Below are 16288 nucleotides of genomic sequence, written 5' to 3' on the forward strand. Positions count from 1 at the left end.
GGAACGATCCAATATGAAGAAAAACATGATAACAGGTAGCAAACTTTGGTCCATCGCCATGATTACCAGCCTACTCGCAGCATGCAGTTCACCAGCAACCACAAGCACAACGGCCAATGCCGCAACGTCAACGACAGGAACAACCAAAACGGTATCTGTCAGCGAGCAAACTTCTGTAAAATACGCCGATCTGGTCTCTCTGGATGCTGACGATACAAATATTAGCTGGAGTGAGGCAGATTCCACAGCGATTAAGCTGAACGGAACAACTGCAACGGTAACCGGTTCGGGCGCCAAAGCAGCGAATGGTTCGGTAACCATCTCTGAAGCAGGTACTTATGTACTTAGCGGTGAGCTAACGGATGGCCAGATCGTGGTCAACGTTGCCGATAAAGGCACCGTACATCTCGTATTAAACGGAGCAACAATTCATGATAATGACAGTGCCGCGATCTACATTCAGAAGGCTGGTAAAGCAGTGATTACACTCGAAAAAGGAACCAAGAATACCGTTTCCGATGGTAAAACGTATGTGTACGCCGACGCTACGACAGATGAGCCTGATGCTGCAATCTTCAGCAAAGCAGATCTTACATTCAATGGTGCAGGTCAATTGACCGTCACAGGTAACTATAATGAAGGTATTACGAGCAAGGATGATCTGAAGATCATTAGTGGTAACATCCGTGTCAAAGCAGCCGATGACGGCATCAAAGGTAAAGATATGGTCGCCATTCAAGCCGGTACGATTACCATTGAAGCCGAAGGCGACGGCATTAAATCAACCAATGATACAGATACCACCAAAGGTTACGTTGCCATCGCAGGAGGTACCTTCGATATCCAAAGTGGCAACGACGGTATTCAAGCTGAAACCGCACTTGTTGCGGATGGCGGCACATACAACATTGTAACGGGCGGCGGTAGCGTCAATGCACCAGCCAAAGTAGAAGAAGGTCCATTTGGCGGCGGTGGCGGTGGATGGGGTGGCGGCACACCTCCAACGGATATGGGCACACCACCAGATGGCGAACCTCCTGCAGATATACCGGAGATGCCTAATAACAGCGGTACGAATGCAGGTGCTAATACAAACGGCGCAGAAGCATCCAACTCTGCCAACACAACAACAACAACAACAACAACAACGGATAACAATGCCGATGCTGACACAGCTACAACAGCAACGGAGTCCACAAGTGCCAAAGCGCTCAAAGCAGGTACAGATCTTACGGTTAATGGCGGTACGTATACCATTGATTCCATGGATGATTCCCTGCACAGCAACAATAACGTCACAGTTAACGACGGAACATTCAACATTGAATCTGGTGATGATGGCATTCATGCCGATCAGGCCCTTACGATCAACGGTGGAACCATCACCATTGCGAAGAGCTATGAAGGACTTGAAGGTGCAATCATCACCCTGAACGATGGGGATGTGGATGTAACGGCATCCGATGATGGCGTAAATGCTGCAGGTGGCGAGACGGAGACAGCTACGAATACAGCGGCAAGTACAGATAGCGCGACTACAGCAACCGATGCAACAACGACATCGAACATCTCTGTAACCGAAACGACAGGCACAACATCGACTACCGATCAGGCATCCCAAGGTACAGCTGTTAATCAGCAAGGGCGTGGACCGGGCGGTATGGGTGGTGCAGCAGCAAGCAATAACGAGTTCCACATTAACGGCGGTACACTCACGGTGAACGCAGGTGGTGACGGACTGGATTCCAATGGTTCCATTAACATGACTGGCGGAACGGTTATTGTGAACGGACCGACGAATAGCGGCAACGGAGCATTGGATTATGACGGTACATTTGAAATCAGCGGTGGGTACCTCGTGGCTGCCGGAAGCTCTGGTATGGCACAAGGAACATCCGATGCATCTACGCAAAACACCATTGTGATGACATTCCCTACAACACAAAAAGCTGGAACACTTGTACATGTACAAGATAGCGAAGGCAACAACATTCTGACGTTTGCACCAGCAAAAGATTATCAAACCGTGGTTGTCAGCTCACCGGATCTTGCGAAAGATGGTTCATATGTAATCTACTCCGGTGGTACATCTACAGGTAAAGCTGTGGACGGACTCTATACAGACGGTACCTATAGTGGCGGAACTCAAGTAGTTGCATTCCAATCGACCAGTAATGTAACTTGGGTGAATGAATCTGGTGTAACTACAGCCAATTCAGGTATGAGTGGTCCAGGAGGAGGTCGTGGTCAAGGCGGCTTTGGCGGTAGAAATCGGACGCAATCCGGTACAACCTCCGAGAGTACGGGCACTACCGATTCTGCAAAATAATACGTGCGGTAAGTAATAATCAAGCAATCTCTTGCCCCAACTCAAAGGCGAGACAAAAAGGCCCCGAATCACTTCATAGTGAGTTCGGAGCCTTTTTCGTATCCTCATTCTTACGTGGTATCTGCATTACTATGATATGGAGCACACTCTTTCATCCATTAACGTTATGGCAGAAGGTTTACAGCACTCCAGCTGAGCAAAAACCTGGTGATCACTTTCCTGTTCTTTTCTTTAAAAGGAATACACATACACCTTGGTGCGCAAGGCATCCCGGCAAGTAATGGTACGCAGCGGTTCTTTTCCTGGCAGGGCAAAACAGACGCTAATCACCTTGGCACCCGGCGGAAGCTCTCGACTGAACTTGTCCAGAAGCCGGGTCATGGCTCCCGGGAACAGATAACAAATTACACAATCTGCATGTTCATAGGAACTGGTGTAGATGTCTCCGCGCATGAAGCGCAGCCTTCCCTTGAGAGAGTGCTTGTTTCCCTTGGCTCGACGTAAGCGAACACTGAGATAGGCAATTATTTGGGAAGACCATAAGGGAATTCTCGAATTCTCAATCCCGGTCAGCCTTTTGCCAGGGCAATGCCTTACAACATCCAGTCCCAATGTACCCCATCCGGAGCCAGCTTCGAGCACATCCCCGTACCCTGGAATGCGGTTCACCTCCTGAATGACCACCTGCCTGACACGGCCAGATGTGGGCATCGGCGAAATCCCGTTTTTCCAACTGACAAGTACGATGGATATGACACCTATCAATGTCACCACGGCAATCAGCCATGGAATCAAGTAAATGATGAACATGAACTCATCCCTTTGTTATCACTCATTCATTCCGGCACATGAGACTTCATATATACACCCTTTTTATAAACGGACTTGATGGTAAAATGTACACCCAGCTTGCGATTCGTCCGATAGATTAGCGAGTTAATCTCGTCGATCCCTACCGCTTCACTCTCCAGCATGCTCCGCTCCGGCCACACCTGAGCCACAATCTGTTCCCTTGTCACAAAGTGGTCCAGTTGACTATACAGCAGCTTGAACAGCTGATACTCCTTCTTGGACAGCGGAATCTCCACTTCGCCGATCTGCACGGTTTGCAGGTGATCCAGTAAACGTACGCCCTCACCCAGCAGATCCGACACACGATATTCCCTCGTCTCTCCAAGATCACCTTCCGTGCGAAGCTGGATCAGGCCGTTGACCAACGTCAGGCTGTCTCCTTCGCCAAACGGATATTTCTCATAGGGAACGAGGCGCTGCCCGTTCAGTTCGGTTCCATTTTTGCTATCCAGATCTTCGATCCATAACTGTTGCTGTACATCATAATGAATGCGGCAATGCCGCTTCGATATCATCTGATTATAAACAGACAAGTCCAATTCACTACCGCCTGTGTAACGTCCCACCGTAATGGAGCGACCTTGGCTTACATAAGCGAATGAGCCGTCACTTTCCTGTCCTGGCGTACGAATGACGATTTTTGCCGTCTCCCGCATGTTATTCTCCCACCTTCAATGATCACTCACTCGATCTCTATAAACATTTCATAACAATAATGATAAGATCATCAGATTTGTTCCATTGTTTGCACCGCTATAGTTCAATATAGTGGTATACAGGAACGATTTATGTTCGGTTCTACTTACTCTACTATACCAGACGTTGTGCTTTTTTTCTCATGGCGGCCGGATGTCTACTTTAGCTCATTCAACAAGAGAGGTACCTTCCTATGAACAAAAAAAATATTTTCATATACGTGTTGCTCGCCTTTGCCCTGTCCATGACATTAACCGTGCTCTCCCGTATGAATGATGATGGCGGAGAATCACTGAAAGGCACATCGGCTTCCGAAACCTCATGGTTACAAATGAAGATCCAACCCTAAGTCTACTCTATTATAACGTGATCTCTGCGTAAAACGTTTCACGAATGTCATATTAGGCTAAGCCATAGACTAACATCAATAAGGCCCCAGATTGCTGGTCACAGCAGCCCGGAGCCTCATTTTAATACAAAAAATCTATATTACATGACTTATTTCCCAAAGCGAAGTGAAGTGGACAGCGGACATTCCCAACATCTCACCCACACTCACATCAATGCCGCTTCTTTCTCGCGCCGAATTTCCTCGAGCCATACACGACAAGAGCTACAGGGCCAGCAATCCATAACAGTTGCCAAAGCATGATTTTCAGGTCGAATCCCATTTCAAGAACCCCTCCCCATATGATCGCAAAGGTAACTACAGTCGTTCAACACCCAAATCAGTCTTGGTCTTCCTCCGGCACAGTCGGTTCGTCGTCAGGCTTCGCTGTCACTCTGGACTGTACTTCTTCCATCCGGCTGGACACCTTCTGATACAGGTAAGAGATCCCAAGCAATAGTACGCCGAAGCTGAAATAGGCAAAGATTTTGCTGCCTGAGGTAAGCATCCCCACATCATAGAACACCATCTTCCCCGTAGCGAACAACGTTAGGCCAAGGCCGAGGCGCCGAATCATGACATATTTTCTACGGAATCCATAGGCAATATAGAGAATCGCCAGCAGCAGATAGATCAGGCTGAACATCAGCCCCACATCACCCCACTGGAACTGAATCGTCAGGAATACGGTGATGACACCGAGCAAATACACCCCTGCGATAACCGGGTACCATTCAATGCTCTTGAACTGCCCGCGGATGCCTGCAATCAGCAGATCCCTTCCTGCAAAGAATACCCCTACGTTAAAGATAATTAACACCAGCAAACCAACAATCTCCGCCGCCGTATGCTGTTGAACTTCCGGCTGAAGCGCTGGCATGGTTAAGGTTACGGCCAGTGCAATACAGCAGCCAATAGCATGCAAGAAAGTGGTATACACCTGCACGTATTGATCACGCAGCAGCTTCACCTTGTTCAGTCCATAGGCCAACGCAATGGTGAGCGCTGCGAACATGAGTAACTTGTAGAACATGTATAACAGGAACGTCCCATCGACAGCTCTGGTATACAATTCATTCGACTCATACAGCACGTATAACCACAGATTCGCAAGTGTCACATACTTGAATCCGTTCAGAAAACCCAGCTCCAGCGGGCTGTAATTAAATCTCTCTCTGGAAGATGAGTTGCTGTGAACTGCCCAGGCATAATACAGTGTAATAAGCACAGTTCCCAGCGTGATGCTGGAGTACTTTAACATAAAGTACGAACGTTCCCCGATGAAGAATAACGCCAGCAGATCGTAGTACACAAAAGTGATTAGACATAGAAGCACGATACCCCATCCGGCACGTTCCACCGACTTGAGCCGTTTCATATGTCCGAGCGTAACCAACAGAACCCCTTCGATTAACCAACCCATCGATAACCACTTGGCCCCGAATTGGAACGGAATAATCAGAATGGCGAACGTCAGGGAAGTGACATAAAAGAGCAGAATCGTCTGTTTCTCCTGAGCCATATGGCGCTGAACGAATCGTGCGAGGCCCAGATACACCACACAGAAGATCAACGCCAGCAAACCCTGAGCATCATTCCAACCAGCCACATCAAATAATACGTATAACATCAGACAGCTCATGCTCGTATTCATGGCGAGTAGAGCGAAATCCCACCAGGTTAACTTCATCCGGTGTTTGAACGGATATGCCAGCGTAATGCCCAGATATAATGCAAACGTCACAATGGAATACAACATGCCAATTTTCTCACTTGGCGACAGCCATAAGAGGATGAGCATGGATGGTGTGTTAAACAGGAAACTGATATAGTGCACCACCGGCCACCGTTTGCCAAACGAAATGAACACAATAATGCCGTTTAAGAGCAGCAGATAGATCATGGCTACATAGACAGCCGGACCTTCAAGTCCGAACGAGAACATGTAGGAGAATAACGGAAGATATCCGCCTACCAAACCTAGTGAACAGATGGTCTTCGACTGGTATCTCAAGGACAACAATACGGAGATTGCCGATACCAATACAGACAGGGCAAGTCCCGTATATAACCCGATAATATGCAGTAAAAAGTAACTATAGAAGACGGAGCCGAACAACACGGATATCCCACCGCCGAGCAGCCCCATCGCAAACGTCTGCCTTTTCCGGCGGAACAGCCACTCTCCTCCGGCGAGCATCAGAGCACCGAGCAGGAAAAAGGCTCCGCTCTTCATCTCGTCATTAAACCAAGTGGAGTACGAGTAACGGAACGCTGCTCCAACCCCCAGAATGAGGAGCAAGATGGCTACCTTGTTGATCCAGCTGAGTCCAATCTTCATCTCCATGCGATTCTGCTTGATCCGGCGTTGAATAGTCTCTTCGCTCAACCCTTCCTCCGCCATATGCTCATATCCACGTTCCATGTGCCCACGCAGAGCCTCTTCTCTATCCCGTACGGCTCGTCTGTGCGATTCAATACGCTCATTCACCTCTGCCGCAAGGTAAGCAATCCTCTCCTTCACCTCATCGGAATCCTCTTGCAACTCCTGTGTGGCCTGGTTGTACAGCGCGTTTAGATTGGATTTGGTTCGATGTTCATGGAATGCAATTCGATCATTATGTACCGCTGTTTTCCCTTGAAAATAGGTCTCCATCTTCTCCCGCGATACCCGGATCAGATTCAGCTTCTCATCCAGCATCTGTTCCGATAACGCCATGCGAAGACGTGCATTCTCTTCTTCCATCTTGCGTGAGCGATGTTCGAGCTGTTGCAGCTTGAGCTTGTGGGCTTCGTACTGTTCCTGCAGCTGTTCATTCTGAACGATGAGGTCATCGGACTGGTATTCCTGGAGCAAGGCGTGATACTCCTTCGCCAGTTGCTTTTGTTGCTCCTGAACCTGTTGAAGCCGATCCTTAAACTCCTTCATGAGCTTCCTCCGTTGGTTGATGTTTAATCTTTTCCCTATATTTTACTATATGTATGCCATAAAAAGAGGTTTAAACATTAGATATATCTGTGCAATATTTCATCCGTAGGATCTCAAACGCAAAAAAGCCGGGAAGCAACTGCTTCGCCGGACTTATATTCATATGAGCATTTGCACAAGAATCGATGCTTATGCCGCATCACTCGTCTCCGATTGGTCCGCTGACTCGGGCTCAATTATCTCGGTCGCATCTGGGTCCAGCCAACTGGCGATCATGCCACGCACATATTGCAGATCGTCCTCAGACAGATCGTAGTACCATGTGCCACTGCGCGTTGCACCCTCACCCTTCAGCATGTAATTGCTGATCGTTGGTATGCTATCTTTCATATATAAGGACTCGGCAAATTTCACGATAAAGTCCGAGGTCATGTTGGTTGTAAAATTCGATCCGGCAATCTGGATTACGTCCGGGATCTTGGTCAAATTTTTGACTTCCAGCGCACGATTCATGAAGGCACTTAGGAAAATCCGGTGACGCATCGTCCGATTGAAATCGGAGTCCTCCCGGTAACGCACATATCCAAGCGCTTCTTCACCGCTATAGATTGGTTTATTCGCTTCAACAAACAGCTTCTCATGAATTTTGAGCTTGTTCTCAATATTTTTCTTGATTGGCAGTTCAACGCCACCCACCGCATCAACAATATCCTTGAGCCCGTTAAAATTAATCGCGGCATAGAAATCCACTTTGTTCCCCAGCAAATTCTCCACCGTATCCATCGCCATCTTGGCTTCACCGTGGGCATATGCTGAGTTGATCTTCGACTTCACATCCCGGCCGACAATCTCGGTATAGGAATCACGTGGAATGGACAGCAGCAGCACTTTATTGTCTTCTGGACGCACAACGGAATAGATGATGGTATCCGAACGGCTTGGTTCGTTATCGCGTTGGTCAATCCCTAGCAGCAAGAGCGAGAACGGGTCCGTATGTTCCACAACAGGGGCATCCTTATCACCAGCTGGTACAAAGGAGTCATCCAAGGCTTCCTTCACCGTAGCTGAAGCGAACAAATTAAAGGCAAACACGACGAGTTGCTTTTGATAGATAAATCCGAGTCCTCCCAACACAAGCAGCACACTTAGGGTGATGATTAATGGCTTTTTCCATTTCTTATTCGGTTTCTTCGGCTTCCGTCTTGTTAAATGTGCGGCACTGTTTTCCATCATATCTCCTTTAATAACGGGTTCTTAGAATCATTTAACTATATTAATAACACGTTTTCAATAGATTACGTTATAATCTGCTATACAAATGCATGTTCAAAAAGTCTGATTTTCAGTACCGAGAAGATGGAATGAAGCTAGAAATGGAGTAGCGGAGCGTAGGGAAAACTACGTGAGCAACGGACATTTCGGCTGAATTTCATATTCGATGCTGATGATGCCGCCAGGCATCATTCGTAATCAAAAGTGGACTTTTTGAACTACCTCTACAAAACGAATAGAGAAGGAGCGATGAATGATGGAGTATCGACGTTTGGGCAATAGTGGTTTGCGTGTGTCGGCACTGGGACTTGGCACCAATGCGTTTGGCAAACGCGCGGATGAAGCAGCTTCTACCCGCATTATTCATGCAGCGATGGATCAGGGCATCAACTTTATCGATACCGCCAATATCTACGCAGGCACGGAATCGGAACGCATTATTGGACAGGCTCTCACAGGTCGACGGGAAAACGCGGTGCTTGCTACCAAAGCCGGATTACCCCGGCATGATGGTCCTCATGGGCGGGGTTCCTCCCGCTACCATCTGCAACAAGAGCTGGAACATAGCCTGCGGCGCCTGCAAACGGATTATGTGGATCTGTACCAGATCCATACTTTTGATCCGCATACACCACTGGATGAGACACTGCGCACACTGGATGATATGGTCACTTCCGGCAAAGTCCGTTACATCGGAGCCTCCAACTACGCAGCCTGGGAGCTGATGAAAGCTCTGGGCATCAGTGAACAGAAAGATTATGTGCGCTACATCTCCACCCAAACCAGCTACTCCCTGGCAGACCGTACGCCTGAGTTGGAACTGGTACCGATGTGTCTCGATCAGGGTGTAGGCATTATCCCGTATTTCCCGCTGGCAGGTGGTATTCTGACCGGTAAATATAACGGACAGACCAGTGTTCCTTCTGGTTCCAGAGCAGACACTGATCCGTCCTTCAACCGTTTCCTGCTGGAGCATAATATCCAACTGAGTGAACAAGTGAGTGCTAAAGCTGCCTCATATGGTTGCTCCCCGAGTGTGCTGTCACTCGCATGGCTACTGACACGTCCAGCTGTATCCACAGTGATTGTGGGCGCTACACGCACCGAACAGCTGGAACATAATCTGGCTAGTCTGGACATGTCACTGCCCGATGAACTGTTGGCCGATCTGGACCAGATCAGTGACTCTTTCCGTCGCCGCGAGCCGTTTGCATCCTATCGAATCGATTGAGCAACCGAAATAGACCTCCCGACAAGATGAAGTCAGGAGGTCTATTTGTATTTTACAGAGGCGCTATAATTATTAATAATCAGAAAATTTTCCAGTTCCACTACATTCTGTAGTTTAATAAATTAAAAAAAGATATATTACGGATCAACTCTCTGTTTTTTGGCGAAGAAACTCCTGCATGATCTCCAAATACTCTCCCTTACGTTCATCCAAAGTTTCGAAAAATGCCTTGTCCGATTCCTCGACCAGATGGATTCCCTCCACAGCCAATCGGGTTCCTTCTTCCGTTGTTGTGATAATATTGGCACGCGTATCTGTCTGATGACGAGCGCGGGTAATTAATCCCCTTTTTTCAAGCGCACGTAGAACCTGAGAAGTCACGTTAACATCCACCTTGGCAAACTGAGCAATTTGAACCTGAGTCACTCCCTTGCCTTCCTCATCGTGTTCATTGAGCCATAAACAGGCGTGCAATAATACAAATTGAGGTTGTGTCAGTTCGAGGGGCTCCAGCACCCTGCGTACTTCCTTTTGCCACATGGCTGTTACCTGCCATAACAGATATCCCGGACTTTCTTGTGCGTTTTTATACCGTGAGCTTGTCATCTCATACCTCCATGATGTGCGACCTTATGCAACAGAATATATACCCGTCAGTCAATGAAGTAAATCCATTATTCATATAACGATGATGGAAACATATCCGTTGCAACTCTGTGTGTTCTTTCTTAAAAAAAATTAGCGCGCAGGTATAAACTGCTTCACCCATTGTCCGAATCCTTGCGGATTGCGGCTCTGTATAAGAATAGTTCCTTCTCCCCGGAACCGACATACCAGTCCTTCTCCACTTGTTACACTGGATAACCAGCCCTGTGAAGCTTTCTCAATACGGTAATCTACATAATGAGGCCATGCCACCAAATGGGCGTTATCCACGATCATTTCTTCACCTGCTGCCAGATTAACCGCATGGATTGCACCATAGGAAGACAGAAATACAGTGCCACGTCCACTGATCTCAATAATGAAGAAACCTTCTCCCGAAAAGAGACCTTTTTTCAGGTTTTGCATTTTGGTATTCACCTGAATGCCCTCGGTTCCTGCCAGAAATCCGTCTTTCTGCACATAAAGTGAATAGGAACCGTCCAATTCAACAGCTTCTACATCGCCCATGCTTGAAGGTGAGAGCAGAATCTCTGCCGATCCGCCCGCAGCCGTCAGTTCCTGAAAGAAAAACTTCTCCCCGCTCAACATCCGACCGAACCCGGCAAACATCCCACCTTCTGCTGAACCCTTCAGTTCAACCGTAGGAGTCATAGATACCATCGCACCACTCTCGGCCTTGAACCGCTCTCCCCGCTGCAAATGTACCTTGAGCATCGCAAAAGCACCATCATATAAAATCTCATAGTTCACGGTTGCACCAGCTCCCTATTGTCAGAGTTAAAATCATTGAGTCCATTATCTTCCAGAACTGCTGATTTGTCTCCGTATTCCTTCACAATATGTTGATCTCCCCAATTACAGAGCGCATTGAGAATCGGTTCAAGACTTCTCCCGTAATCACTCAATTCGTATTCTACTTTGGGAGGGACCTGATTATATACGATGCGGTTTACGATTCCGTCGTTTTCAAGCTCTCTCAGCTGCTGTGTTAACATTTTCTGTGTAATTGCGGGCATAATACGCTTGAGATCACTGGTTCGTCTTTTCCCATGTGTCAGATGACAGAGAATCACGCATTTCCACTTGCCACCGATCACCTCTAGGGTAGCTTCAACCGAGATGTTATATTTTTTTCTAACCATAACTTGCTTCCTCCCTGATGAATTGAATTACATCCGTCGCATGCTGTATAGGCACCAAAAAGTACGTAGGGTACTAAAAAGTACGTACTATTCAATCTATACCGAATAACTCATAATAGCATTTGCCGGTACGTAAATCTACATTCTGGGGAGTTGAGCAAGAAATGTTACAAGATTCAAAACGCAGCACATGGGCATTGCTTGCGCTGGCCATTAGTGCATTCGCGATCGGTACCACAGAGTTTATCAGCGTTGGGCTACTGCCCCTCATTGCAGATAACCTGGGCATTTCCGTAACTACTGCGGGACTGACCGTTACTTTATATGCATTAGGCGTTACCTTTGGGGCTCCTGTTCTGACCTCACTGACGTCTACCATATCACGCAAAACGCTACTGCTTGCCATCATGATTGTCTTCATTGCGGGTAACACGTTGGCTGCACTATCGACGGGCATCACCATGTTACTCATTGCACGAGTAGTGTCCGCTCTGGCACACGGGGTGTTCATGTCCATTGGCTCCACGATTGCAGCCGATCTGGTACCTGCCAACCGTAGGGCGAGTGCCATTGCCATCATGTTCTCCGGTCTAACCATTGCCACAGTAACCGGTGTACCTCTCGGTACACTCATTGGTCAACATTGGGGCTGGCGCGCCGCCTTTATCCTGATTGTTGTGGTTGGCATCGTTGCAATGATCGGTAACCTGATACTCGTGCCATCCACGTTGAAGCGAGGAACACGGACGGCATTTCGGGATCAGCTGAAGCTCGTTACAGGTGGACGCTTGCTGCTTGCTTTTGCCATCACGGCTGTTGGGTACGGAGGAACATTTGTTGTCTTTACGTATCTGTCCCCGTTGTTGCATGATATTAGCGGTTATTCCGAGAAAACAGTAGCGTTCATTCTGTTGTTGTACGGAATCGCCATTGCTGTTGGCAACATCATCGGCGGCAGAGCAGCCAATCGCAACCCGCTCAAGGCGCTCTTCTACATGTTCATCATTCAGACCATCATTCTCGGCGTGATGTACTTCACCGTCCCGTTTAAGTTGGCAGCACTGCTCACCATTATGGGTATGGGCCTGCTCGCTTTCATGAATGTGCCTGGTCTTCAGATGTACGTTGTAACCTTGGCTGAACGATATGCACCACAGGCCAAGGATGTAGCCTCAGCCTTTAACATCGCCGCATTTAATGCAGGGATCGCTATAGGTGCCTATTTGGGTGGAGTGATCAATGATTCCATCGGTTTGATTCACACGACATGGGTCGGTGCCTTGATGGTTCTCGTAGCTGTAATTCTGACCGCTTGGGCTAAAATGCTGGAAAGCAAGGATCAACATGCATCAGTCGAAATGGAGAAAGCTTCGTGCTAATTTCCATCCGACCATAGGTCTCACTCTTATATATATCAGTTCCAGCCTTCGAGGGGAACCGGTTTCACAATGTATTTTATTATACTATAATACGTTGAACCCAATTTGATCTACTATGATTTAATTTTGTATGATAAAACAACAAAAATTCAGCTTAATATAACTGATTTTTACACAATTTAAGGAGGAAATCTCATGACAACAGCTCAAACTGCACAACATTTACAATCCACAGTAACTCTGCATAACGGTGTTTCTATGCCTTGGTTCGGACTTGGTGTATTTAAGGTAGAAGAAGGATCTGAACTGATTGAAGCCGTGAAAAATGCGATTAAACATGGATACCGCAGCATTGATACTGCTGCAATATACGGCAATGAAGCCGGTGTTGGTCAAGCGATTGCAGAAGCTTTGCAAGAAAACAACCTGAAACGCGAAGAACTGTTTGTTACATCTAAAGTATGGAATGCAGACCTTGGATATGAAGAGACACTTGCCGCTTTTGATACCACATTGAACAAACTGGGACTGGAATACCTTGACCTGTATCTGATTCATTGGCCTAAGACAGGCAAATACAAAGCAGCCTGGAAAGCAATCGAGGAACTGTACGCGGCTGGTCGCATTAAAGCTATTGGTGTAAGCAACTTCCAGATTCATCATCTCGAAGACCTGATGCAGGATGCCAAAGTGAAACCGATGGTCAATCAGGTGGAATACCACCCTCGCCTGACTCAGGTTGAGCTTAAAGCTTTCTGTGAGAAGCATGGTATCCAGCTTGAAGCTTGGTCTCCTCTAATGCAAGGTCAACTGTTGGACAACCCAGTGCTTACGGCGATTGCTTCAGACAAAGGCAAATCGGTTGCACAAGTCATCCTGCGTTGGGATCTGCAAAATGGAGTCATTACTATTCCGAAGTCCACCAAGGAAAACCGGATTATTGAGAATTCCTCCATCTTCGACTTTGAACTTTCAAATGAAGAGATGGATCAGATCAGTGCTCTGAACGAAGATGTACGTGTTGGACCTGACCCGGACAACTTCGATTTCTAAATTGAAGTTGTCCACATGATTCAGGGTTGATTTACAGCAAAAATAAGTAGGGCAAAACCTCCAACTCTCATTATGTACGAGAGTTGGAGGTTTTTTGACGTGGATTCACATCAAAGCCGATATTTCTATAAAGTCTGTTCTAAGCATACGCACTTTCGAATTATGTACTCCACTCCCTGTGCCTTGGATCAGAACAATGACAACTTCATCTTCCCCATCTGCATCTAAATCAACGACCGATATTTGAGGATAAAAGGAGGGATTTGCTACATTGCCCCATTTGAAGGTTTTCGTTTCACCATTTATTACGATCTGCTGAATTTTAGCTGCCTCGCCTTCCAAATCCTTAAGGTTAACGTCAGTAAATTATATCCATTATAGCGAATGTTGTTCGTTCTCCTATCCTTAGATTTGATGGGCTTGTAACGATTATCAGCAATTATGTTTATGTTAATATAGAGACAGTCGCCCCATTCACTACCTCGGCTGCGAGCGGGTATGCCGCGCTAGGGGCAAGTGGAGCAAACAAACTGTGCTTCTTATGGACACGATGACGCAGAGGAGGAGAGTTGCAATGTATCGCATATGGATTGTGGAGGACGATCCGAATTTGGCTTCGCTTTTACAGGCTTGTCTGGAAAAGTACAACTTAACAGCGCAGTACGCGGACGATTTTGAAGATATAATGGCGCAGTTTCAGCATTACGAGCCCCATCTTGTACTGCTGGATGTCAATCTGCCGAGTTACGACGGGTATTACTGGTGCCGGCAGATCCGCAAAGTGTCTACCTGTCCGATCATCTTCATCAGCGCCCGCTCAGGCGATATGGATCAGGTAATGGCGCTGGAGTACGGAGCCGATGACTATATGACCAAGCCGTTTCACCATGAGTTGGTCATTGCCAAGGTGCGCAGCCAGTTGCGGCGGGTGTACGGTGAATATGCGGGGGATGCGCGGGAGAAAATGGTCGAGCAAGGCGGGCTCGCCCTCTATCCGGAGCGGCTGGAGCTGAAGTGGCGGGGCGCGACTGTCGCATTGGCGCGCAAGGAGGCGGATCTGCTGGACCTGCTGCTTCTACGCTACCCGCTGGTCGTTACCCGCGAAGCACTGCTGGATAGGCTGTGGGACGATCAGCAGTTCGTGGACGAGAACACACTGAACGTGAACATCGCGCGTGCCCGCAAGAAACTTCAGGAGATCGCGGTTGCGGGCAGTATCGAGACGGTGCGCGGGTCCGGATACAAGCTAGTGCTGGAAACGGACGAATTGGGTGAACCCAAATGAAGCTACTAATCCGTGAGCATTGGCCCATGTTTGTTATGCATCTTGTTCAGTTGACGCTGGTTGTGGCGATCTACTGGCTTGACGGCTATCGCAACGTGTACACCGCCCTCTATTCGATATTTCTTGGCATGGTCACCTTGCTAGTTTATACTGGTTGGCGCTATATCAGCCATCGCAAGATGTACGATCGGCTTGCGGAGCCGCTAAATGAGCTGGATAAGTCTGCGGCTGGTTCCGGCAACAGTGCCCCCATCGCGCAGGCAGTCGACCAACTGCTGCAGGCGCAGTATGCACTGTACATGACTCGTATCACAGAGATGGAGCGGCGCCGCCGTGAGCATTCGACATTCATTACCCAATGGGTCCACCAGATGAAAACGCCGCTTTCGGTTATCCACCTGCTGACCGAAAACGAGAGCGACCGGCGGCAGGTCGACATCCGCGACGAAGCAGACCGAATCCAGTGGGGGCTAGAGACAGTACTGCACGCGACCCGGTTGGAGACGTTTGAGGAGGATTTCCAAGCGGCGCATGTGCCACTTAAACGTGTTGTGCGAAAAACGGTCAATGAACACAAGCGGCTGTTCATTGTCAATAATCTATACCCTCAAGTTCAGATGGACGATGAACTGACGGTGCCGACCGACGAGAAGTGGATCGGGTTCGTATTGACCCAATTGCTGTCGAACGCGATCAAATACTCTGCTGGCTGCGGCCGGACCGTCGCCATTCGCGCCTGGCGGCAAGGCGCGAAGACGGTGCTGGAGGTGGCAGACGAAGGCATCGGTATTCCGCTAGCCGACTTAAAGCGGGTGACTCGGCCGTTCTACACTGGTGAGAGCGGCCGCAAGTTCAGGGAGTCGACGGGAATGGGGCTGCATCTGGCACAAGAAGTTTGCAACCGACTGGGCCACGAGCTGGAGATCGATTCTACCGTTGACGTTGGCACCCGGGTGCGGGTTTATTTCTTGACTGCGGTCAAGCTTACATCGATGTAAGCTAAATGTAATCTTCGTCGATTGGTTTGCTCGGCGAGCCCGCCGTATACTTGAGGTGGAGAACAAGA

General features: G+C 48.1%; 14 protein-coding genes. 7 read left to right on the plus strand and 7 right to left on the minus strand.

Annotated elements, in window-relative coordinates:
- Window positions 1-13: 13 nt before the first annotated feature.
- Complete coding sequence (locus MHH92_RS29170) at window positions 14-2329, plus strand: carbohydrate-binding domain-containing protein (RefSeq protein ID WP_340907462.1); 2316 nt, start codon at window positions 14-16, stop codon at window positions 2327-2329.
- Window positions 2330-2560: 231 nt separating this feature from the next.
- Here MHH92_RS29170 and MHH92_RS29175 read toward each other — a convergent pair whose 3' ends face one another.
- Complete coding sequence (locus MHH92_RS29175; RefSeq protein WP_253504208.1) at window positions 2561-3139, minus strand: class I SAM-dependent methyltransferase; 579 nt, start codon at window positions 3137-3139, stop codon at window positions 2561-2563.
- A gap of 26 nt (window positions 3140-3165) precedes the next feature.
- On the minus strand, window positions 3166-3837 hold the full coding sequence (locus MHH92_RS29180; protein ID WP_036671661.1) for an FHA domain-containing protein: 672 nt from the start codon (window positions 3835-3837) through the stop codon (window positions 3166-3168).
- A gap of 233 nt (window positions 3838-4070) precedes the next feature.
- Here MHH92_RS29180 and MHH92_RS29185 point away from each other — a divergent pair, with 233 nt between their 5' ends.
- Window positions 4071-4226 (plus strand): hypothetical protein, encoded by a 156-nt coding sequence (locus MHH92_RS29185; protein ID WP_165980318.1) that lies wholly within the window; start codon window positions 4071-4073, stop codon window positions 4224-4226.
- A gap of 379 nt (window positions 4227-4605) precedes the next feature.
- Here the strand turns inward: MHH92_RS29185 and MHH92_RS29190 are convergent, their stop codons facing one another.
- On the minus strand, window positions 4606-7194 hold the full coding sequence (locus MHH92_RS29190) for a DUF2339 domain-containing protein (RefSeq protein ID WP_340907463.1): 2589 nt from the start codon (window positions 7192-7194) through the stop codon (window positions 4606-4608).
- A 189-nt stretch (window positions 7195-7383) separates the two neighbouring features.
- Window positions 7384-8427, minus strand: a complete 1044-nt coding sequence (locus tag MHH92_RS29195) for an LCP family protein (protein ID WP_340028094.1) — start codon at window positions 8425-8427, stop codon at window positions 7384-7386.
- 295 nt (window positions 8428-8722) lie between these two features.
- Between MHH92_RS29195 and MHH92_RS29200 the strand changes: the two genes are divergently transcribed.
- A complete protein-coding gene (locus tag MHH92_RS29200) occupies window positions 8723-9697 on the plus strand; it encodes an aldo/keto reductase (RefSeq protein WP_253504216.1) in 975 nt (324 codons plus the stop codon).
- 144 nt (window positions 9698-9841) lie between these two features.
- Here the strand turns inward: MHH92_RS29200 and MHH92_RS29205 are convergent, their stop codons facing one another.
- From MHH92_RS29205 to MHH92_RS29215, 3 genes are all read right to left on the minus strand, one after another.
- Window positions 9842-10303 carry a MarR family winged helix-turn-helix transcriptional regulator gene (locus MHH92_RS29205; protein ID WP_036612197.1) on the minus strand — a complete coding sequence of 154 codons (462 nt, stop codon included), beginning with the start codon at window positions 10301-10303 and terminating at the stop codon, window positions 9842-9844.
- Between the two features lie 132 nt (window positions 10304-10435).
- On the minus strand, window positions 10436-11113 hold the full coding sequence (locus MHH92_RS29210) for a TIGR00266 family protein (RefSeq protein WP_340907464.1): 678 nt from the start codon (window positions 11111-11113) through the stop codon (window positions 10436-10438).
- Complete coding sequence (locus tag MHH92_RS29215) at window positions 11110-11505, minus strand: winged helix-turn-helix transcriptional regulator (protein ID WP_017691613.1); 396 nt, start codon at window positions 11503-11505, stop codon at window positions 11110-11112. Before MHH92_RS29215 ends, MHH92_RS29210 begins: the two co-directional genes overlap by 4 nt.
- Before the next feature lie 164 nt (window positions 11506-11669).
- On the opposite strand from MHH92_RS29215, the gene MHH92_RS29220 reads away from it, so the two are divergent.
- The 4 genes from MHH92_RS29220 (at window position 11670) to MHH92_RS29235 (ending at window position 16220) form a co-directional block, all read left to right on the plus strand.
- Window positions 11670-12884, plus strand: coding sequence for an MFS transporter (locus MHH92_RS29220; protein ID WP_340907465.1), 1215 nt, complete (start codon window positions 11670-11672; stop codon window positions 12882-12884).
- 195 nt (window positions 12885-13079) lie between these two features.
- Complete coding sequence (locus tag MHH92_RS29225) at window positions 13080-13937, plus strand: aldo/keto reductase (protein WP_340907466.1); 858 nt, start codon at window positions 13080-13082, stop codon at window positions 13935-13937.
- A gap of 574 nt (window positions 13938-14511) precedes the next feature.
- On the plus strand, window positions 14512-15222 hold the full coding sequence (locus tag MHH92_RS29230) for a response regulator transcription factor (RefSeq protein WP_221819997.1): 711 nt from the start codon (window positions 14512-14514) through the stop codon (window positions 15220-15222).
- A complete protein-coding gene (locus tag MHH92_RS29235; protein WP_221819999.1) occupies window positions 15219-16220 on the plus strand; it encodes a sensor histidine kinase in 1002 nt (333 codons plus the stop codon). Before MHH92_RS29230 ends, MHH92_RS29235 begins: the two co-directional genes overlap by 4 nt.
- Window positions 16221-16288: the final 68 nt, after the last annotated feature.

Source organism: Paenibacillus sp. FSL M7-1414, assembly GCF_038003195.1.
GTDB classification, from domain to species: domain Bacteria; phylum Bacillota; class Bacilli; order Paenibacillales; family Paenibacillaceae; genus Paenibacillus; species Paenibacillus amylolyticus.

What these genes read in the sequence shown, in the direction of transcription:
- MHH92_RS29170 (WP_340907462.1), top strand. Translation starts at nt 14, where the DNA reads ATGAAGAAAAACATGATAACAGGTAGCAAACTTTGGTCCATCGCCATG.
- MHH92_RS29175 (WP_253504208.1), bottom strand. Translation starts at nt 3,139, where the DNA reads ATGTTCATCATTTACTTGATTCCATGGCTGATTGCCGTGGTGACATTG.
- MHH92_RS29180 (WP_036671661.1), bottom strand. Translation starts at nt 3,837, where the DNA reads ATGCGGGAGACGGCAAAAATCGTCATTCGTACGCCAGGACAGGAAAGT.
- MHH92_RS29185 (WP_165980318.1), top strand. Translation starts at nt 4,071, where the DNA reads ATGAACAAAAAAAATATTTTCATATACGTGTTGCTCGCCTTTGCCCTG.
- MHH92_RS29190 (WP_340907463.1), bottom strand. Translation starts at nt 7,194, where the DNA reads ATGAAGGAGTTTAAGGATCGGCTTCAACAGGTTCAGGAGCAACAAAAG.
- MHH92_RS29195 (WP_340028094.1), bottom strand. Translation starts at nt 8,427, where the DNA reads ATGATGGAAAACAGTGCCGCACATTTAACAAGACGGAAGCCGAAGAAA.
- MHH92_RS29200 (WP_253504216.1), top strand. Translation starts at nt 8,723, where the DNA reads ATGGAGTATCGACGTTTGGGCAATAGTGGTTTGCGTGTGTCGGCACTG.
- MHH92_RS29205 (WP_036612197.1), bottom strand. Translation starts at nt 10,303, where the DNA reads ATGACAAGCTCACGGTATAAAAACGCACAAGAAAGTCCGGGATATCTG.
- MHH92_RS29215 (WP_017691613.1), bottom strand. Translation starts at nt 11,505, where the DNA reads ATGGTTAGAAAAAAATATAACATCTCGGTTGAAGCTACCCTAGAGGTG.
- MHH92_RS29220 (WP_340907465.1), top strand. Translation starts at nt 11,670, where the DNA reads ATGTTACAAGATTCAAAACGCAGCACATGGGCATTGCTTGCGCTGGCC.
- MHH92_RS29225 (WP_340907466.1), top strand. Translation starts at nt 13,080, where the DNA reads ATGACAACAGCTCAAACTGCACAACATTTACAATCCACAGTAACTCTG.
- MHH92_RS29230 (WP_221819997.1), top strand. Translation starts at nt 14,512, where the DNA reads ATGTATCGCATATGGATTGTGGAGGACGATCCGAATTTGGCTTCGCTT.
- MHH92_RS29235 (WP_221819999.1), top strand. Translation starts at nt 15,219, where the DNA reads ATGAAGCTACTAATCCGTGAGCATTGGCCCATGTTTGTTATGCATCTT.